This window comes from Devosia indica (genome assembly GCF_003056405.1).
Lineage (GTDB): Bacteria > Pseudomonadota > Alphaproteobacteria > Rhizobiales > Devosiaceae > Devosia > Devosia indica.
On the sequence record NZ_PYVZ01000003.1, the window covers coordinates 43,747 to 63,307 of the forward strand.

The following is a 19,561-nucleotide window of genomic DNA, read 5'->3' on the forward strand; positions in this document are numbered from 1 at the left end:
CTGCCGCGTTGCCCCCAGAGCAACATGGAGAATGGGCAATGGCAATTCTGGACGGCAAGGTTGCACTGGTCACAGGCGCGGGCTCCGGCATCGGCAAGGCGACGGCAATCAGGCTGGGGCGAGACGGGGCAGTCGTGATTGCCGTCAGCCGCACCCGCGATGAGGTTGAGGCCACTGCCGCCGAGATCGAGCGCGCCGGCGGAAAAGCCAGGGCCGCGACCTGCGATATTACCGATGACGCCGGGATGGAGGCTCTGATTGCCGAGATCCTGGGGCATTTCGGGCGGCTTGACATCGTCGTGGCAAATGCCGGCATCAATGGCGTCTGGGCGCCCGTTGAAGACCTAGCGCCCGAGGAATGGGACAAGACCATCGCCGTCAATTTACGCGGCACCTTCCTGACCATCCATCATACCGTGCCCGCGCTGGAGGCGGCTGGCGGAGGGGCCATCGTGGTGGTCTCCTCGATCAACGGCACGCGCACCTTCACCTCGCCGGGCGCAACAGCCTACAGCGCAACCAAGGCGGGCCAATTGGCCATGGTCAAGCAGTTGGCGCTGGAGCTGGGCCAGAAGAAAATCCGTATCAATGCTGTCTGTCCCGGTGCCATCGAAAGTGACATTGAGGACAATACCGAGCATCGCGAAAGCGAAGAAGCCGGCATTCCCGTACATTTTCCCGAGGGCGATATACCGCTGACAGGAGGGGCAAAAGGCAAACCCGGCGATGTTGCCGATGTCATCGCCTTTCTGGTTTCCGATGCCGCGCGGCATGTCACGGGCAGCCCGGTGTGGATCGATGGAGGGCAGAGTTTGCTGCGTTAGGCGGCAGAGACACAAAAGCGTACCCCGTGGCGCTGTTGTCAGCTCCGAGCCTGCGTCGTACATCACGGGCCAGCCCTTGTTATCGGTGACGCGTCATGACCGCCCTGCCTCCTCAACTGCCTCGCCTGTCAATCGAACGCGCCGTTATTGCGGCGCTGGAAGAAGATCTGGGACTGGCAGGCGATCTGACGAGCCAGGCAACGCTGGCGCCGGAGGCCTGGGCCTCGGCCACGCTTTCCGCGCGTGAGGCGGGTGTGATCGCCGGCCTCGAATTTGCTTCTGCCGCCTTCCGGCTCGTGGGCGACGGCGTCAACTTCGACCCAAGATTAGCAGATGGCGAACGGGTCGAGGTTGGAGGGATCGTGGCGGAGATTTCCGGCCCGGCGCGGCTGGTCATGTCAGGCGAGCGTGTTGCGCTGAACTTCCTCAATCATTTGAGCGGGATCGCAACCCAGACCCGGCGTTATGCCGACGCCGTTGCGGGAACGGGCGCAATGATCTGCGACACCCGCAAGACAACCCCTGGCCTGCGGGCCTTCGAAAAATATGCCGTGCGCTGCGGCGGCGGCGCCAATCACCGCTTTGCACTCAACGACGCTATCCTGATCAAGGATAATCACATTGCCGTCGCGGGTAGCGTGGCTGCGGCCTACAAGGCGGCCGAAGCCTTTGCGGGGCACCTGGTGGCCATCGAGATTGAAGTGACGACGCTGGCAGAACTTGAAGAAGCGCTGGCGGCCGGGGCCCGGATCATCATGCTCGACAATATGGACAATGACACCCTGCGCGAGGCTGTGGCGATCAATGGCGGCCGGGCAAAACTGGAGGCGTCGGGCGGGGTGAAGCTGGAGCGGGTGCGGTCTATCGCCGAGACCGGTGTGGACTTCATCTCCACGAGCCAGATCACCATGGGCGCCACACCTCTCGATCTGGGACTGGACGTTGTTATTCAAGCGGGGCGCGACGCATGATGTCCGATGTTCCTGCCCTGTCATTGACCGATATTGCCGTCAATGCCGCGATTGCCGCGGCTGGGGTGATCTGCACGGTCTATGACCGTCCGATCCATGTGGTGACCAAGGATGACGGCTCGCCAGTCACCGAGGCCGATGCGGCCGCCGAGGCGATCATCATCGAGCATTTGAAGGTTACGGGCCTGCCGGTGTTGGGCGAAGAGAGCGTTGCGGCAGGGATCATCCCTCAACTGGGCGAACGCTATTTCGTCGTCGACCCGTTGGATGGCACCAAGGAGTTCATCAAGCGCAATGGCGAGTTTACCGTCAATATTGCGCTGGTCGAGCATGGCCGGCCGGTGATGGGCGTGGTTCTGGCGCCGGCCAGCGGCGAAATCTTTGTGGGTGACGCGGATGGTGCCTGGGCCGGCAAGATCGCAAGCGGCGTTGTGGCCGGACGTGAGGCCATCAAGGTAGGGCTGTTGCAGCGCCCCAAGATTGTTGCCAGCCGCAGCCATGGTCATGCGGCCCTTGCAGAGCTTTGCCACACACTGGAAGTGGAAAGCGATGTTTCCGTGGGATCATCGCTCAAGTTCTGCCTGCTGGCACGCGGGGATGCGCAGCTTTACCCGCGATTTACCCCGACTTGCGAATGGGATACCGCAGCCGGGCAGGCCGTGCTTGAAGCTGCGGGCGGCGCTGTTCTCACCCTGGATGGCGCCCCGATGCGCTACGGCAAGGGGGAGCTGAAATTCCTCAATCCCTATTTTGTCGCGGCAGCCAGCCTGGAGCTTGCGCAGACCGGGGCCAGAGAGATGCGGCGCCTCTTAGAATTGTGAATGCGGCCGGGCTGCACTGCCAAGTCCCGGAACCCATTGGCTGGCCTTGAGCAGAGCTCAGACATGCAATGAGCGGTTAACTGATCTGCACGACGTTCCCTGCCGTTAAGCTTGCAGCAGGTGTGAGAGCCATATATACGCCGATCATATATCGGACCAGAATATGGCCAGAGGAACGCGCGCATGAACGTCAGGACTCTCTGCCTCTCCATTCTCTATGATGAAGAGGCCAGCGGATACGACATTCGCCGGATGTGTACGGAAGGCAATTTCGCCTACTTCGTCGAAGCCAGCTATGGCTCGATCTACCCGGCGCTCGCGCGCCTGGAAGAAGAGGGTCTGGTCGCCAGCCGCACCGAGCAGCAGACCGGCAAGCCCGCGCGCAAAGTCTATTCCATAACCGAGGCCGGAAAGGCCGCATTTGCCGCGGAACTTAGCGAACCGCTGGGCGAAGACATGTTTCGCAGCCCATTCCTGCTGTTTGCGCGCTTTGCACACATTCTACCGCGCGAGCTGGTTGAACAGCGTTGCGCTGAATTTCTGGAGCGGACGGTCACAAGCCGCGAACAACTGGACCATGCACCTGCAGAGCATAGCTGCAATGCAGCAGATATGTGGGTCATCAACTACGGACGTGCAGTATTGGAGGTTGCGGAACAACATTTCCGCACCCATATGCACGAACTGATCACAATGGCGCGAGCCGAGCCACGCAAAGACGCGGCTGAGTAAGGGGCGAGATAAACTTTATGCGTGCACTGTTCTCCTATGGCCTGGCGTTCGCCATCCTGCTTCTCGCCGGCGGCTGGCTGGCAACCGGAACCCTGGTTCAGGGCGGTCAAGGACCTGGCAATGGCGAAACGCCGATCATCGCCGTCATCGAAGGCGAAGAGCACGGCCCGATTGCGACAGCACTCGCCGATGCTGGCGTACTGGCAGAGCACTCTGGTCCCGAAGTCGATCCCGCGCTGACGATTGCTCAACGCAATGAAGCAACGACAGGTTCCGGCGCGCCGCTGCAAAGCGTGCGCACCCAGCGATTTACAGCGGCGCCCATGCCCATCGAAGTTCCCCTGCGCGGCCGCACCCAGGCCAAGGCAACTGTTACAGCCGTGGCTGAAACCTCAGGTGCCGTGGATGTCGTGCATGTCACCAAAGGCCAGCGCGTTGACGTCGGCGACCCGTTGTGCACGCTCGACCAGGGAACACGCGTCGCGGCTGTGGCTCAGGCGGAAGCCGCTCTTGCCCAGGCAGAGGCGGCTCTTGCCCAGGCGCAGTTGAATTTCGATACCAATGCCGATCTGCGTGATCGCGGACTGGCCGCAGCGAACACGGCCAACGCCGTCGAAGTTGCACTGGCCCAGGCCAAGGCTGGTGTCAGCCAGGCCGAGGCCGGTCTCGACAATGCCGAGGCAGAGCTTGAACGCACCGAAATCGTCGCCAAGGTCGCCGGGCTGGTGCAGGACCCGGTTGCGGTTGAGGGTTCCATGCTCAATGCCGGATCACCATGCGCCACAATCGTGCAGCTCAACCCCATCGTTTTTACCGGCATGGTGCCGGAAGCGCATATCGAACTGGCCAAGACCGGGCTTGAAGCCAAGATTACGACCGTGACCGGCCAGAGCGTTTCGGGCAAGGTGACCTATGTGTCTGCAGTGGCGGACAACGCGACAAGGGCCTTCCCGGCTGAAATCGAGATCCCCAATGAAGACTTCGCCATTCGTGACGGGGTCACTGCCGAGGCGATCGTGAATATCGGCACGGCGCCGGGACATCTGCTGCCACAATCTGTCCTGACGCTGGATGATGAAGGCGTGTTGGGTGTGCGTACCGTGGAAGACGGCGTCGTGGCCTTCTACCCGATCACCATCGTGAGCGACACGCGCGAAGGCGTGTGGGTCACCGGCCTACCCCTGGTTTCCGACGTCATTACCGTCGGGCAGGAAAATGTGAGTTCCGGGCAGGCCGTTGAGGCCAGCCCGGTCGATCAGCCCTCCGAAACCGTTGCCAGCTAAGGACGCAAGCCATGCTCGATTTCATCGAAAGAATCCTCAGGATGCCGCGGGTTGTCCTGACGATCATGGTCGTCGTTCTAGGCGGCGGAACACTTGCCTATCTCTCTTTGCCAAAGGAGAGCTTCCCGGCCATCGACGTTCCCTATCTCTACGTCTCAATCAGCCAGTCAGGCGTTTCGCCCCGCGATGCGGAGAACCTGCTCGCCAAGCCGGCGGAAGATGAACTGACAGGCCTGCCCGGCTTGCAGAACATCACAACCACGTCGACAACGGGCCACGCTTCAGTGCTGCTCGAGTTTGACATCAATACCGACAAGGACAAGGCCCTGCAGGACACCCGTGCCCGCATGGACGCCTTGCGCGCCGCTCTGCCAGATGACGCCAACGATCCTACCGTTTCGGAAATCGACTTCATCGGCCCGGTCATGTCGGTTGCCGTCTATGGTTCAGCCCCCGAAAAGGAACTCGTCCGGCGCGCCGAACTGCTGCAGGACGCCATCGAAGCCATTCCCGAGATTCGGGAGGCCGTGCTTTCCGGCGCTCGCAAGGAGCAGCTCGAAGTGCGGGTCGACCTGCTGCGGCTCGAGGCCTATGGCCTGACGGCCAATCAGCTTTTCGACGCGCTGTCGCGCAACAACATGGTGGTGGCCGGCGGCACGCTGAACACCGGACAGGGCTCGTTTAACGTTGAAGTGCCGGGTTTGATCACCACGGCTGAAGACGTGTTCAACCTGCCCCTCAAGACCGATGGCAACACCATCGTGACGTTCGGCGACGTAGCCACGATCACCCGCACCCTGGCCGATGCGACTGAATATACTCATGTGAACGGCTCCCCTGCCCTGATCATGGGTGTGTCCAAGAAGCCGGGCACCAATATCATTGACGTTTCCGACAAGGTGCGCGCAGTGACCGCTGAGGTTGCCAAGGACTGGCCGACAGGCGTGAGCTATTCGTTCTTCCTGGACCAGGCGGAAACCACAACGGCCCTGTTCCGCTCGCTTGAAGCGGCGGTGCTGACGGCAGTGGCCCTGGTGCTGATCACCTGTGTGGCAACGCTGGGTGTGCGCCCTGCCATAATGATCGGCATGTCGATCCCGCTGTCATTCATGATGGCTTTCCTTGTCGCCCAGGGTCTGGGCATGACCATCAACATGATGGTGATGTTTGGCCTCGTGATCGCCGTGGGCGTGCTCGTCGACGATCCGGTGGTGGTGGTCGAATATGCCGAACGCAAGCTGCAGGAAGGCGTGCCCAAGCGCGAAGCGTTCATCATGGCCATGCGCAAGATGTTCGTGCCCGTGGTGGGAGCGACCGCAACGACGCTGGGCGCCTTTGTGCCGCTGCTCTTCTGGCCAGGCATTATCGGCAAATTCATGAGCTACCTGCCGACGATCGTGATCATTGTCATGATCGCATCCTTCATTTCGGCGCTGATCTTCATGCCGGTGATCGGCTCGATCATTGCCTCGACCCATGTCGACGAGAAGGAAAAGGCCAAGGCCGACATCGTCATGTATCCGGACAAGTTCGACTCCAAGAAGGTGGGCGGCCTGACCGGTTTCTATGTGCGCGTGATGGAGAAGCTGCTGCACTGGCCGCTGCCAACGCTGGCGGTCGGTTTCGGTGTCATCGCCACCATCTTTGTGGCCTACGCAACCAATCCGACCGGCTCGGAAGCCTTCCCGGCCTCGGAGCCCGAATTCGCCACGGTCGCCGTGGTTGGCAGGGGCAATTATTCTCCCGAAGAGATCCGGGACATGCTGGTGGAGGTCGAGAGCGAGCTGTTGCAGGTTCAGGGTATCCAGGACGTCATCATGCAGTTCGGCACGACCGGCGCCTTCGGCACCATGCCGCCCGACACGATTGGCAATTTCCAGCTTCAGCTAACCAATTGGAACCATCGTGTCCCTGCTGAGCAGATTTTTGCCGATATCCGCGAGCGTGTATCCGGCTTTGCGGGTCTGGACATTCAGTTGCTGGCGGCCGAAAGCGGGCCTCCGGCCGGCAAGGACATCAACCTGCGTGTCGAGAGCACCAGTTACGATGACCTTGTGCCGGTCGTGACCGCGATCCGCGATCACCTCGCCACGTGGCCGGAGGTTGTCGACGCCGAAGACGGGCGTCCCTCTCCCGGCATTGACTGGGAGATCAAGGTGGATCGTGCCGAGGCCGGCAAATATGGCATCGGCGTGCGCGAACTGGCCCCCTATGTGCAGCTCGTGACCTCTGGCGTGAAGCTGGGTACCTATCGGGATGCCGAGACCGGTGACGAGCTCGACATTCGGGTGCGCCTGCCGGAAGACGAGCGGACCTTCGACGCGCTCGACTCCATGCGCATTGCAACCAGCCAGGGTCTGGTGCCGGTTTCGAACTTCATCGAACGCACCGCTGTTCCCAAGGTGGCCAATATCGAGCGGCGCAACCAGGTTTACACGATGACCGTGGCCGCGGGGCTGACCAACCTGCCAGAAGGGGTCTATCCCGCCGATAAGGTGGAGGAGTTGCAGACCTGGATTGCTCAGCAGGACTTCCCGGACCGGGTGAACGTGGAGTTCGGCGGCGCCGAAGAGCAGATGGGTGACGCCAATGCCTTTATCGGGCAGGCGATGATCATGGCCCTTGTTCTTATCTCGTTCGTCCTGCTGCTGGAGTATAACAGCTTCTATCAGGTGCTCGTGACACTGATGACGGTGGTGATGTCAGTCGCCGGTGTCCTGTTGGGGATGCTCATCACAGGCATGACCTTCTCGGCGATCATGACCGGGCTGGGCATCGTGGCTCTGGCCGGCATCGTGGTGAAGAACGGCATTGTGCTGATCGATACCTATAACGACTACCACCGGCACCAGAATGTGGAAGCGGTCAAGGCAATGCTGCTGACGGTCAGCCAGCGTGTCCGACCTGTGCTGCTGACCGCATTCCTGACGGCGCTGGGCGTGATCCCGATGTGGGCCAATGTCGAGTTCGACTTCATCCGCCGCGAAATCGTGGTGGGTGGTATTGCAGGCTCGTGGTTCGTTCACCTCTCGGCGGCGCTGGTGTCAGGCCTGTTCCTGTCGACGGCCCTGACCCTGGTGATGGTGCCTGTGATGATTACCGCACCCACGGTAATGTGGAGCCAGGTCCGTTGGCTCGGGTCGGTCTTTGCTGCAATGGGCGCCTGGATCGCCAGCCCCTTCCGCCAGAAGGAAGCAGCGGCGCCGGCAGGCTTTGACGGCATGGCCGTCGAAATCCCGGAGGAAGCGGATAGCAGCAAGCGCTATATCGTCTCCAAGCAGGCCGGGTTGACCGAGAAGGAAGCCAATGGCGTGACAGTGGTCAGCCGAAGGGATGCTGCGGAGTAGAAGCATCTTTCCAGTCTATGGGAGAGGCCCGCAGTGATGCGGGCCTTTCTGCATTTCTATTGGGACTGAAACGCTGTCAGCGTCCAGGCGTCGCCATCGAACACGATGTCACGGGGCATGACCAACCTGCCGCCAAGTGCCCGAGGCCAGAACGTCTGGGCCGCGACATTGGCGTGGGGCACAGCAATATGCCAAGCGCCGGGATGTGCCTTAAGGGCCAGGTCGAGCGCCGTCCGGCCGACCCCCCTGCCCCGATAGGCGCGGAGTACGAAGAATTCCGCCATGAACCAGCATGGCTTTCGGCCAGTCAGCGGGCATTCGTCGATGACTAAAGCAAAGCCCGCGATCTCTTCGCGTGACATAATGAAATAGGGATGGCGCCAGAAGCGGTCGAGAAAGTCGTATGCAAACCGACCGTCTTGCCCGACAGGAAACGGCATGAACTCGGTCATGTCGTGCAGGTAGAGCTGTATGAGGTTTGCGATAGCGGGCTTGTCCGCCTCCCTCGCCCTGCGGAGCGATACCGTCATGCTGTTCCTCCCGAATAGAACGCTTCGAAGGGCGCCCGAATGCGCGCGCTGACGCAATTCCATGCGGGTCAGATGCGCTCCTTGTACTGGCCCATTGGCATGGCGATGACTGCCGTTCTGACAGTCGCGCCACGCCTGCTATGACAGCCAGACCGGCTTGATGACTACTCGGCCGCCGGTGTACCGCGTTTGACGAAGCCGTCGGGGTCATCCTGAGTGCGTGCCAGCAATTCTGCGGCCTCGTTTGCTTCGCGCTGGCGATTCCACATCTGGGCGTAAAGCCCATCCTGTTGCAGCAAATTGGCATGATCGCCGCGCTCGGCGATCTGTCCGTCGCGCAGCACCAGGATTTCGTCGGCATTGACGACCGTGGAAAGGCGGTGGGCGATGACGACAGTGGTGCGATTGCGCGACACCTCGTCCAAAGCGGCCTGAATGTCCCGTTCAGTTTTGGTATCCAGGGCCGAGGTGGCCTCGTCGAGAATGAGGATCGAGGGCGATTTGAGGATGGTGCGGGCGATGGCAACGCGTTGCTTTTCACCGCCCGAGAGTTTCAGACCGCGCTCCCCTACCGGGGTATCGTAGCCCTTGGGCAGCGTCTCGATGAAGCCGGCAACCTGCGCCATGCGCGCAGCCTCCTTGACCTCTTCTGCAGAAGCCCCCGGCCGGCCATATTCGATATTGTAGCCGATGGTGTCGTTGAACAGCACGGTATCTTGCGGAACCATGCCGATGGCCGAACGCAGGCTTTCCTGGGTGACCTCGCGCAGATCCTGCCCGTCAATGGTCACGCGGCCACCGGTGACATCGTAGAAGCGGAACAGCAGGCGCGAGATGGTTGATTTGCCGGCGCCGGTCGGGCCGACAATGGCCACGGTCTTGCCGGCTGGAACCTCGAAGCTCACGCCTTTCAGGATCGGGCGATCAGGATCGTAGTGGAAGCTCACATCCTCAAAGCGGATGACGGGGCCGGTCACGGCGAGAGCTTTCGCGCCAAGCTTGTCCTGGATTTCGGGATCCTGGTCGAGCAGCTTGAACATCTCTTCAATATCGGTGAGGCCCTGGCGGAGCTCGCGATAGACGAAGCCGATGAAGTTGAGCGGCCGGTAGATCTGCATCAGGAAGGTGTTGAGCAGGACAAAGTCGCCAAGGGTCAGCGTGCCATCCATGACACCCAGAATGGACATGATGGAGATGACGAGGAAGCCGCCATAAAAGATGACCGCCTGGCCGAAATTGAGGAAGCCGAGCGAGGTCCAGATGCGGATGGCCGAGCGTTCATAGCCTTCCATCGCGCCGTCGAAGCGCCTGGCTTCCATCTCCTCATTGGCAAAGTACTTTACGGTCTCAAAGTTGAGCAGGCTGTCGATCGCCTTGCCGTTTGCATCGGTATCGCTCTCGTTCATGTCCCGGCGGATGGAAATGCGCCAGTTCGAGGCCTTGATAGTGAAATAGAGATAGCCCCAAATCATCACCACCAGCACGCCGAGATAACTGATACCGAACAGCCAGACGAAGATGATGGCAACCACCACGAACTCGACCATGGTCGGGGCGATGTTGAGCATGGCGAAACGGACGACCGTCTCGATGCCCTTGGTGCCGCGCTCGATGACGCGGGACAGGCCGCCCGTGCGCCGTTGCAGGTGAAAGCGCAGGGACAGGCGATGCATGTGGTGGAAGGTCTGTAGGGCCAGCTTTCGCACGGCATGCTGGCCGACACTGGCGAACCAGACATCCCGCAACTGCTGGAAGCCGGCATCGATGATGTTGCCCAGGACATAGGCGATGACCAAGACCAGCGGGATAGCCAATCCCAGGATAAGGGTCTGATCCGGCTCGGGGCCATCCAGACTGTCGATGATGCCCTTATAGGCGAAGGGTATGAGCGTGGTGGCGACCTTGCTGGCCAAAAGGGCAGCCAGCGCCATGATCACGCGCAGTCTCAGATCGGGGCGATTGTCCGGCCACATATAGGACCAGAGGTTGCGAACGGTAGAAAATACCGATCCTTCGTCCGCGCTGACGGACGGTTTCTTCTCAGTGCTGTCAGAAGCCATCAGGCCTGTTCCGTTTCCTTGTTGGCGGCGACGGGCGCCAGCCCCTTGAGGAGACCGCCAAAGGACGAACTGAGTTCAGCCAGTCTGTCATGGCGGAGATAGTAGCGATTGCGCGTGCCATGCGGCTTGCGCTCGATCAGGCCTGCATCAAGCAGGACCTTGATATGCTGGGATACGGTCGACTGGGCCAGGGTCAGGCTGTCCGTCACATCGGCGCAGCAGCATTGTCCCTGCTGCTGGGTCGCCAGGATGCGCAGAATTTCCAGCCGTACGGGATGTCCAAGTGCGCGCATGGTATTGGCAATGTCATCATCATGCATGGCGCTGTGCTCGACATATCAGGACCGCGCGATAGGGCCAGCGCCGTCCGGTTGATCGGTGAATTGCGATGGAAGATGGGGGTTGCGGCGCGGAAAATCAATAGGCCCGTGAAAACGGCGCCTTTCGGCGCCGTTTTCCAGTGGATTATTGACCCAATGCATCCTCGGGCAAGTCAAAGACCTGACCGGGATAGATGCGGTCCGGATCTCGGATCTGCCCAGTATTGGCCTGGTAGATCGTGGTGTATTTGAGCCCCTCGCCATAGACGCGTCGCGCGATGGTCCAGAGGTTGTCACCGCGGCGAATAATGGCCTTGCCGGAGGCAAAACGCTGGGCTTCCGGATCTCCAAGGGACACGGCGACCATGGTCGGCACGGCCGGCTCGTCCGAGACAACTTCCGCAGGCGTCTCAACCGCCTCGGCTGGCGCCTGCTGAGGCTGTTCGGCGGCGGGCACTTCAGTCGCCGGCGAAGGCGTCACAGGCTCCGTCGACACAGGCTCAGCCTGCTCGCTGACAGCAACTTGCTGGTCAGTCACGTCAGGTGTCTGCTCCGGCTCGGCGGCAGATGTATCCACGGCGTCTGCAGGTTGGGGTGTAGCTTCCTCAGCCGCAGCAACATCAGCCTCGACAACGGGCTCCTCGGGCGTGGCGGTCCGAGGTTCGGCAGGAGCCTCTGCCGGCGGAGGCGTCGATGCGGGAGCAGTGGCTTCCGGTGCCGGCGCGGGTTCACTTACCGTCGGCGCAGACGCCGGTGCTTCGGCAACATCTATCGGCACTTCTGCGCCCGGAACATCGACAACGAAGTCTACTTCCGCGCGCGCGATCACTTCCGCGGAGCCCGGCTGCAGAAGATCAACACGCACCCGCTGGCTGGGTGAATCAAGGACCGGACCGGCCTCGACCAGCCAGCGACCGCCTTCGACAGTTGTGTCCGCGACGAAGCTGTCGTCAACATAGAGGCGAATAATGCCGCCATCGGGCCCGGCACCCGCAAAGAAGGTGCGATCGTTCTCGAGCTCGATGGCATCGATGGTCGGCGGCACCGTAGCGCTCTGCACCGGCGCAGGTTCCTCGACGGGCGTCTCATCTATAACTGCTGGCTCGTCGGTGGCGGCCACAGGGGCCTCGGCGGCGTCCACCGTGTCCTCAGTAGCAACTTCAGACGCAACCGACGGCTCGACGGCCGGCTCAGCCGTATCCGTGTCCGCTGCAGGCTCAGCCGCGTCGACGGCGACTGCGGCCTCCTGGGTAGCAGGCGCCTCTTGGGTCGGAGCCGACTCTGGCGTGGCGGGCGGCGGCTCAGCATCGGTTGACGCTTCCGGCTCTACCGGATCTGGAAGAGCTGCGATGTCCATGGCGGGCTCGTCGACCGACTGATCGGCATCACGCAGGGGCTCGGGCACCACTGGGTCACTTTCAGGCGCCGTCGGTTCAGGCGCGTCCCCTTGCTCGACCGGCTCGGCCTCCGCAGTCTCGCTTTCAACCGTCGGTTCAACGACGTCGGCAGGTTCGCCTGCTTCGGTAGCCTCAGGTGCTGCCGCGGATACCGGCGCCTCGGCGGTTGCCGGCTCCCGTGTGGGCTCTGGCGTCTGGGCGATCTGGACCGGGTCCGTCAGGCCCTGGAGCACTTCGCTGGCCTCCCCTGGCGTGCTCGCGACCACCAGGGGCTGGCTGGTCTTGTCTTCGTCGATAACGACAATGAAAGCGTCCTCGGCGGTGCCGGGCTTGCCTTCTTCGCCCAGCGTGATTTCCAGACCGCCGGGGGGCAGCGGAGCATCGGGCACAAAGACCCAGTCACCGCTCGATTCCACCTCGACCGTGCCGAGCAATTCGCCATTGGCAAAGACTTCAACGCGGCTGCCGGGCGTGCCGCTGCCGGCGATGACTACCGAACCATCAGGCTCGGCGCGCAGCAGCCCGAACGTGGCGGCAACGACCTGATCGACGTCAGCTTCCGCTGCCGGCTCAGCCTCAAGCTCTGCGGGTGGTGTGACATCGAGTTCGGGTTCAGCCGGCACCGCTTCTTCGACACTGGCGACAACCTCTTCGGCGGGCGCTTCGGTCTCGGCAATAGCGGGCGCGGGCGGGGCCGGGATAAGCCCGACCTCGACCATCTTGCCGCGCAGGCACTGCCCCATCCCCTCGGGGCTGTTGAAACAGGTGACAATCGATGGACCGGACAGAACGCCTAGAACAACGAGTAGAGTGACTGCCGCTGCCCCGATCGTCAGAGCCAGAGGTCGTTTCGGAGCGGTTTCGGCCAGTTTGCCCTCCCGGTAAAAATTCAATCAGCCGGCGAGCGTTCTCGCCTGGCTGGTGTTTGCCCCCAGCGTCGAATCCTGTGCCGCCTCAGTCTTCAACAGCTTGTATGTGATTGATTCATACAGAGCTTCAAACGAGGCATCAATGATATTGGGCGAAACGCCGATAGTTACCCAGCGCTCACCGCTACCATCGCGGCTTTCGACCAGTACACGGGTGACCGCGCCCGTGCCGCCGTCCAGGATACGCACCTTGAAGTCCACCAGCTCAAGATCTTCGATTCGGGACGAATACTTGCCCAGATCCTTGCGCAGGGCCTGGTCGAGGGCGTTAACCGGGCCATTGCCCTCGGCCACCGACATCAGCAGTTCGCCATCAACCCGGATCTTGACCACGGCCTCGGTAACGGTGACTTCCTCGCCCATTGCGTTGTGGCGGCGTTCCACCATGGCCCGATAGTTCTCCACATCGAAGAAGTCGGGCAAGATGCCGAGGACACGGCGGGCGAGAACCGCAAAGGACGCATCAGCGCCGTCGTAGGAGTAACCACGAGATTCGCGCTCCTTGACGGTGGCCAGCAGCCTTTCCAGCTTCGGGTCGTCCTTTTGCAGCACGATATCGTGGCGCGCCAAGGCGGTGAGCAGGTTGGACTTGCCGGCCTGCTGGGACACCATGATGGACCGTTCATTGCCGACGCTTTCGGGCGGCACATGCTCATAGGTGGAAAAATCCTTGAGCAGAGCCGAGGCATGGATGCCCGCCTTGGTGGCAAAGGCCGATGCTCCGACATAGGGCGCCTGCCGCGCCGGGGCGCGGTTGAGCCGATCGTCGAAAGCGCGCGAAATATGCGTCAGCCTTTCGAGATGTTCGTGCGAAATGCCGGTTTCGAAGCGTTCCGCGTAGTAGGGCTTGAGCACCAGGGTCGGGATCAGGGTCACCAGATTGGCGTTGCCGCAACGCTCACCCAGGCCGTTCAGCGTACCCTGAACCTGGCAGACGCCGGCCTCCACGGCCGCCAGGGCGTTGGCAACGGCCTGGCCGGTGTCGTCATGGGGATGGATGCCCAACCGGTCGCCAGGGGCGATGGTCATCACGTCCTCAACGATCTCGCGCACCTCCGAGGGCATGGTGCCGCCGTTGGTGTCACAGAGCACCACCCAGCGCGCGCCGGCCTCAAGCGCCGTCTGCACACAAGCGAGGGCATAGGTGCGGTTGGCCTTGTAACCATCAAAGAAATGTTCCAGATCGACCAGCACTTCCTTCTTGGCGTCGGAGGCCGTGCGAACAGAATCGGCGATGCCTTCGAGGTGCTCGTCGGTGCTACAGCCAAGCGCCAGTTCGACCTGGTAGTCCCAGGCCTTGGCCACATAGCACACAGCCCCAGCCGCCGAATTGACCAGCCCCATGACGCCAGGGTCGTTGGCTGCAGAGCGCCCTGCCCGCTTGGTCATGCCGAAGGCAGTGAAGATCGCCTTGTTGGTACGTTTCTCTTCAAAGAAGGCAGTGTCGACGGGATTGGCTCCGGGATAACCGCCTTCAATATAGTCCACGCCAATCTTTTCGAGCATGCCGGCAATGGCGATTTTGTCCTCAAGCGAGAACTCGATGCCGGCGGTCTGCGCACCGTCGCGCAGAGTGGTGTCAAATAGATAGAGGCGTGTGCGGGACATTGGGGGCCTAACTGGGCTTACTGTTTTACGGGCCAGACGTCAGTGTCGTGGTCGGGGTGCTGGTGGGAGGTTGCTCGGATTGCGCTCCACCAGTCTTCGCGCTCGGGGTCCTCGGTAATGCCGCCATGCTCGATGGATGGCAATGTATCGAACCAGGGGACGCGGCTTTCATTGCCGGTATTGGCGAGGGGCGGAAACTCTTCCGGGTGGTCGAGCGAGCCAATGGTGAAATTGACACGATCGCCGCTCAGGTCGTCATAGAACAGCGGCGTGCCGCACCGGACGCAGAAGCCGCGGTCGACGTGGTCGGAACTGCGGAAGCGTGCCGGTTCACCTCGAGTCCAGGTGATCGCTTCGCGCGGGGCGGCGACCAGTGCGGCAAAGATATTGCCCACCGCCTTCTGGCACATACGGCAGTGACAAATGTGGGAGTTATCCATCATTTCCGTCGCATGGTAACGCACGGCGCCGCACTGGCAGCCGCCACTGACCTCTTTCTTGTAGCGGTCCATCAGGTTTCCTCCCTGGGTGGCCAGTCATTGGTGTCGTGATCTGGATGCTGGTTGGAATGGATGCCGGCCATGAAGTCGCGCCACTCGTCGCTGACATCATGACGTTCAGGCAGCGTGCTGAGCCCGGCAAAGAAAGGCTGCCTGTCGGTCAGATTGACCTGGATTTCCGGGGCGGCGACATTTGGGTCGTCAAACGCACCGATGGCCAGTTCGAGCCCGAAACGCGTTTCATAGGCAAGCGGGGTGCCGCATTCGCCACAAAAGGCGCGGCGGGCGGCATTGGAGCTCTGAAACCATCTTGGCTCGCCCCGGGTCCAGACGGCGTTATGCGCAGTGACCAGGGGTCCGAAGAAGCCACCAAAGGCCTTCTGGCACATGCGGCAATGGCAGATGGAGGGCCGGCCGAGACGTGTGACGCGGAAACGAACCGCGCCACACTGGCAGCCGCCGGTATGGGCTTCAGCCTGGGGCATGACACACTGCTTCTATATTGTTGCCATCCGGGTCGATGACAAAAGCGCCGTAATAGGTCGGGTGGTAGTGCTCGCGAAGGCCCGGCGCACCGTTGTCGGTTCCGCCTGCGGCCAGAGCAGCGGCGTAGAAGGCGTCCACGTCAGCGCGGGTCTCGGTGCGGAAGGCATAATGGCGGCCGGGACCGGTCTCGCTCGCCTCCGTCAACCAGAAATCCGGCCCATCCTTGCCATAGCCGCCCACTTTGACGCCGCCGGTAAATTCCACCGGCACTTCGTTGAGCAGGGTGATGCCCAGCGGGGCGAATGCGGCGTCGTAAAAGGCCTTGGCCTTGTTCCAGTCCGCGACGAGAATTCCAACGTGATCAAGCATGGGTCCAACTCCGGTTTGAGGAGTGGCGATCTGGCGCGATTCCGCTGACAGGGCATGGCAGGAAGGTCACCGCTTGACCTCCCACTTGGTCTGGCGCTGGCCGGTTTCGTCCTTGTAGTCCATCAGGGCGATGCCCTGTTCGGCAAGCTCGTTGCGGATGCGGTCGGCTTCGGCGAAGTTTTTGGCGTTGAGGGCGGCGAGGCGGGCGGCAAGCTGTTCTCTGACGAGCGGGCTTACAGTGTCGGCCTCGACCTTTATTCCCAGCAACCGCAGCGACTGCCTGAACTCCGCAAGTCGCCGATTGTGCTCTGGCCTAGATTGAAGTTCGCGATCCGACAGGTCGGACATTTGCTGGTGCAACGACTGTATCGCGTCAGGAGTATTCAAATCGTCCATCAACGCAGCTTCAAAATCGGAGTTTGTACTAAGTCTGTCGTAGTCAGGTTCAAATCCAAGCTCGTCAGCCGCGAGCGCCCAACGACGCAGCTTCTCATTGATTCGAAGTGCCTCCTCCAATCGACGCTGCGAAAAATCAATCGGCTCGCGGTAGTGCGTCATCAGCATCGCCAGCCGCAGGACTTCGCCGGGCCATTTGCGGCCACCGAAAGCATTGGTTTCCAGCAGGTCGTGGATGGTGAAGAAATTGCCGAGCGACTTGCTCATCTTCTGGCCTTCGACCTGCAGGAAGCCGTTGTGCATCCACACATTGGCCATGGCGTGTGAGCCGTGGGCGCAGCGCGACTGGGCGATCTCATTTTCGTGGTGCGGGAAAATGAGATCGAGTCCGCCGCCATGAATGTCGAAGGTCTGGCCCAGATAGCGCTCGGACATGGCGGAGCATTCGATATGCCAGCCGGGCCGGCCGCGACCCCAGGGGCTGTCCCAGCCGGGTTCGTCCTCGGACGACAGCTTCCAGAGTACAAAATCGGCCGGATTGCGTTTGTGCGTGTCCACCGCGACGCGGGCGCCGGCCAGATTATCCTCGAGATTGCGACCGGAAAGCTGACCGTAATCGGGCATGGAATCAACGGCGAACAGCACCTCGCCGCCCGCCTGATAGGCATTACCCTTGTCCAGCAGGCGCTGGATCATCGTCTGCATCTCGGCGATGTTTTCGGTGGCGCGGGGCTGGATGGTCGGTTCGAGGCAGCCGAGCGCAGCAACATCCTTCTGGTATTGCGCGGCGGTGGTTTCGGTAACCTTGCGGATGGCCTCGTTCAGCGGCAGGTCGGGATGGTCGCGTAGGGCGCGGGCGTTGATCTTGTCGTCGACGTCGGTGATGTTGCGCACATAAGTGACGTGCTCGGCCCCATAGGTGTGGCGCAACAGGCGAAACAGCAGGTCGAAGACGATTGCAGCGCGACCATTGCCGATATGGGCGAAGTCATAGACCGTGGGACCGCAGGCATAGAGGCGCACATTGTTCTCGTCCATTGGCACGAAGGGCGCCTTGGTCCGGGTGAGCGTGTTGTAGAGAGAAAGCTGCGGCTTTGCCGTGGTCATCGCGAGGTCCTGTGGGCCATACGGAGTTGCTCTGGCGGGAGAGCCTCTATCCGTTTTCAAACCATCAGGATGAAGAAGACCGCTCCGCCAACGCTGGGGTTAGCAGGTAATAATGCAGCAGATAATGGTGCACGCGGTGTTCATGGCGCGGAGATTGGCCGGGTGACGCGTAGAAATCAAGTGATTTTGCGCGCCACGTTTCCGAACTGCAAAACAGGCTCAGTATTGGGGAAAGGCACCCAACCAAAAAAGGGGCGGTCCGCAGACCGCCCGATCGCTTTGGAGGCGAATGAAACTCTATGCCGCTTTCAGGAGCGGAATTGCTGGTGGCACTGGCCGCAGGTGCCCATCAGGGTCTGCAACGCGCTAGCATAGCCGGCCGCATCCCCTGCCTCGGCAGCGGCAAGGCCGGCCTCCGCAGCGGCCAGACCGGTATCGACAATGGCCGTAAAGGCTTCCCAGTTCTCCCAAATGGCCGGCAAAGCCTCGCTGTCCCCGACGATGGAACCTTCAGGGAACAGCGCGGGAATGTGGCTGTAATTGTCGCGCAGGGTTGTCATCGCCGCCACTGCCTCGGCGCCGGTCAGGTCGCGTGCGGTGCGCAGAATACCACCATCTTCGCGCATCAGCGCCTGGCGCATGGAGACGGCCTCTTCTGGAGTCGCAGGCGGGGTGAACGCCTCCTGGGCAAATACGGTGGCAGCCCCGACGGCCACAAAGGCGGCGAATGCAAAGCTGGCAAGCTTGCGGTTGAGCATCAATGGGTTCCCTCAAACAAGATGTGCACCGATCCGGGCCCCTCTTCCCGTTGAGCGCACGATTACATGGCTTTGTGACAGTCCCAACGGGCACACGTGAAAGTTATCAACCAGCGGCCAGCAACTCGACCGTCTGATCGATATCGCCGAAGACCGACTTCCCTTTTTCATCGACAGCGCCGATGCGTACCCTGTCGCCAGGTTTCAAAAACGGCGTGCGGGCCCTGCCGTACTTGGCTTTTTCTGCCGTGCGCGCCTCGGCGATGCAGGCAAAGCCGATGCCATCGGATTTGAGCGGCAGGGTCTGATCGTGCGGATTGGACACTGTGCCGCCGCCAATAATGGTGCCGGCTGCCAAATTGCGGGTGCGTGCCGCCTCGACGATCAGATCGGCAAAATCGAAATGCATACCGATGCCGGCATTGGGGCGCCCGTAAAGCTTGCCGTTGACTTCGATACGAATGGGCAGGTGCAGGCGATTGTCACGCCAGTCGGCGCCGAGACTGGACGGAGTCATGGCAATGGGCGCAAAGGCGGTGGACGGCTTGGCGTGGAAGAAGCCGAAGCCGTTCTGAAGATCATCAGCCACCAAACGGCGCAGCGACACATCATTGAGTACGGTCACAAGGCGAATGGCGGACGCAGCCTGCTGGCGCGTTGCGCCCATGGGCACGGCCCCAATGATCACGCCGACTTCGCCCTCAAAATCAAGGGCCAGATCCTCACTGGCGATAATAATGGGCGCCGTCGCGGCGGAAAGCGAATCGGAGCCGCCCTGATAGAGCAGCGGACGGATGGATTGCAGCTCTTCGTCCTTGCTGCCCTTGAGCGACCGGACGCGCTCCAGATGGCTCATATAGGCCGAACCATCAATCCACTGGTAGGCCCTGGGCAGAGGCGCATGTGCTGCCTTGGGGTCAAAGACCTGGCCGGCAATCTCGCCAGCATCAAGCTGGGCCGCCAGCGCCGTCAGGGCAGGCTCGGCGCGTCCCCATTCATCCATTGCGGCCTGGAGGTTGGGCGCGATGCGGCCCGCCGAAACGCATCTTTCTAGATCGCTGGAAACAACCACGAGCTGACCGTCAGGGCGGCCATTGCGCAGGGTGGCGAGTTTCATGCGATC

General features: G+C 61.6%; 17 protein-coding genes. 6 read left to right on the forward strand and 11 right to left on the reverse strand.

The window, feature by feature from the left end; all coding sequences use genetic code 11:
* The first annotated feature begins 38 nt into the window (after nucleotides 1-38).
* The 6 genes from DDE76_RS03625 (at nucleotide 39) to DDE76_RS03650 (ending at nucleotide 7,978) form a co-directional block, all read left to right on the forward strand.
* Nucleotides 39-824, forward strand: coding sequence for an SDR family oxidoreductase (locus DDE76_RS03625; RefSeq protein WP_104891482.1), 786 nt, complete (start codon nucleotides 39-41; stop codon nucleotides 822-824).
* A 95-nt stretch (nucleotides 825-919) separates the two neighbouring features.
* Nucleotides 920-1,795 (forward strand): carboxylating nicotinate-nucleotide diphosphorylase, encoded by an 876-nt coding sequence (gene nadC, locus DDE76_RS03630; RefSeq protein ID WP_104891483.1) that lies wholly within the window; start codon nucleotides 920-922, stop codon nucleotides 1,793-1,795.
* Nucleotides 1,792-2,616: a 3'(2'),5'-bisphosphate nucleotidase CysQ gene (cysQ, locus tag DDE76_RS03635; RefSeq protein WP_104891484.1), complete on the forward strand. Its 825-nt coding sequence runs from the start codon at nucleotides 1,792-1,794 to the stop codon at nucleotides 2,614-2,616. Before nadC ends, cysQ begins: the two co-directional genes overlap by 4 nt.
* A 183-nt stretch (nucleotides 2,617-2,799) precedes the next feature.
* Nucleotides 2,800-3,348 carry a PadR family transcriptional regulator gene (locus DDE76_RS03640; protein WP_198650832.1) on the forward strand — a complete coding sequence of 183 codons (549 nt, stop codon included), beginning with the start codon at nucleotides 2,800-2,802 and terminating at the stop codon, nucleotides 3,346-3,348.
* A 17-nt stretch (nucleotides 3,349-3,365) separates the two neighbouring features.
* Nucleotides 3,366-4,631: an efflux RND transporter periplasmic adaptor subunit gene (locus DDE76_RS03645; RefSeq protein WP_104891485.1), complete on the forward strand. Its 1,266-nt coding sequence runs from the start codon at nucleotides 3,366-3,368 to the stop codon at nucleotides 4,629-4,631.
* An 11-nt stretch (nucleotides 4,632-4,642) separates the two neighbouring features.
* Nucleotides 4,643-7,978: an efflux RND transporter permease subunit gene (locus DDE76_RS03650; protein WP_104891486.1), complete on the forward strand. Its 3,336-nt coding sequence runs from the start codon at nucleotides 4,643-4,645 to the stop codon at nucleotides 7,976-7,978.
* A gap of 56 nt (nucleotides 7,979-8,034) precedes the next feature.
* On the opposite strand, the gene DDE76_RS03655 is transcribed toward DDE76_RS03650, so the two are convergent.
* From DDE76_RS03655 to DDE76_RS03705, 11 genes are all read right to left on the reverse strand, one after another.
* Nucleotides 8,035-8,508 (reverse strand): GNAT family N-acetyltransferase, encoded by a 474-nt coding sequence (locus tag DDE76_RS03655; RefSeq protein ID WP_157955645.1) that lies wholly within the window; start codon nucleotides 8,506-8,508, stop codon nucleotides 8,035-8,037.
* Nucleotides 8,509-8,672: 164 nt separating this feature from the next.
* The gene (locus DDE76_RS03660) at nucleotides 8,673-10,568 is read right to left on the reverse strand and encodes an ABCB family ABC transporter ATP-binding protein/permease (RefSeq protein WP_104891488.1); all 1,896 of its coding nucleotides are present in this window, start codon (nucleotides 10,566-10,568) and stop codon (nucleotides 8,673-8,675) included.
* Nucleotides 10,568-10,888 carry an ArsR/SmtB family transcription factor gene (locus DDE76_RS03665; RefSeq protein ID WP_104891489.1) on the reverse strand — a complete coding sequence of 107 codons (321 nt, stop codon included), beginning with the start codon at nucleotides 10,886-10,888 and terminating at the stop codon, nucleotides 10,568-10,570. The genes DDE76_RS03660 and DDE76_RS03665 overlap by 1 nt, the downstream gene beginning before the upstream one ends.
* A gap of 145 nt (nucleotides 10,889-11,033) precedes the next feature.
* Entirely contained in the window at nucleotides 11,034-13,178 is a 2,145-nt protein-coding gene (locus DDE76_RS03670; RefSeq protein ID WP_157955646.1) for a LysM peptidoglycan-binding domain-containing protein, read from the reverse strand.
* A complete protein-coding gene (cimA, locus tag DDE76_RS03675; protein WP_104891491.1) occupies nucleotides 13,179-14,822 on the reverse strand; it encodes a citramalate synthase in 1,644 nt (547 codons plus the stop codon).
* 17 nt (nucleotides 14,823-14,839) lie between these two features.
* On the reverse strand, nucleotides 14,840-15,334 hold the full coding sequence (locus DDE76_RS03680; RefSeq protein ID WP_104891492.1) for a GFA family protein: 495 nt from the start codon (nucleotides 15,332-15,334) through the stop codon (nucleotides 14,840-14,842).
* On the reverse strand, nucleotides 15,334-15,807 hold the full coding sequence (locus DDE76_RS03685) for a GFA family protein (RefSeq protein WP_104891493.1): 474 nt from the start codon (nucleotides 15,805-15,807) through the stop codon (nucleotides 15,334-15,336). The genes DDE76_RS03680 and DDE76_RS03685 overlap by 1 nt, the downstream gene beginning before the upstream one ends.
* The gene (locus DDE76_RS03690; RefSeq protein ID WP_104891494.1) at nucleotides 15,794-16,177 is read right to left on the reverse strand and encodes a VOC family protein; all 384 of its coding nucleotides are present in this window, start codon (nucleotides 16,175-16,177) and stop codon (nucleotides 15,794-15,796) included. Before DDE76_RS03690 ends, DDE76_RS03685 begins: the two co-directional genes overlap by 14 nt.
* A 66-nt stretch (nucleotides 16,178-16,243) precedes the next feature.
* Nucleotides 16,244-17,680 carry a cysteine--tRNA ligase gene (gene cysS, locus DDE76_RS03695; protein WP_104891495.1) on the reverse strand — a complete coding sequence of 479 codons (1,437 nt, stop codon included), beginning with the start codon at nucleotides 17,678-17,680 and terminating at the stop codon, nucleotides 16,244-16,246.
* Nucleotides 17,681-17,988: 308 nt separating this feature from the next.
* Nucleotides 17,989-18,438: a c-type cytochrome gene (locus DDE76_RS03700; protein ID WP_104891496.1), complete on the reverse strand. Its 450-nt coding sequence runs from the start codon at nucleotides 18,436-18,438 to the stop codon at nucleotides 17,989-17,991.
* A gap of 106 nt (nucleotides 18,439-18,544) precedes the next feature.
* Complete coding sequence (locus DDE76_RS03705) at nucleotides 18,545-19,555, reverse strand: fumarylacetoacetate hydrolase family protein (RefSeq protein WP_104891497.1); 1,011 nt, start codon at nucleotides 19,553-19,555, stop codon at nucleotides 18,545-18,547.
* Nucleotides 19,556-19,561 lie beyond the last annotated feature (6 nt).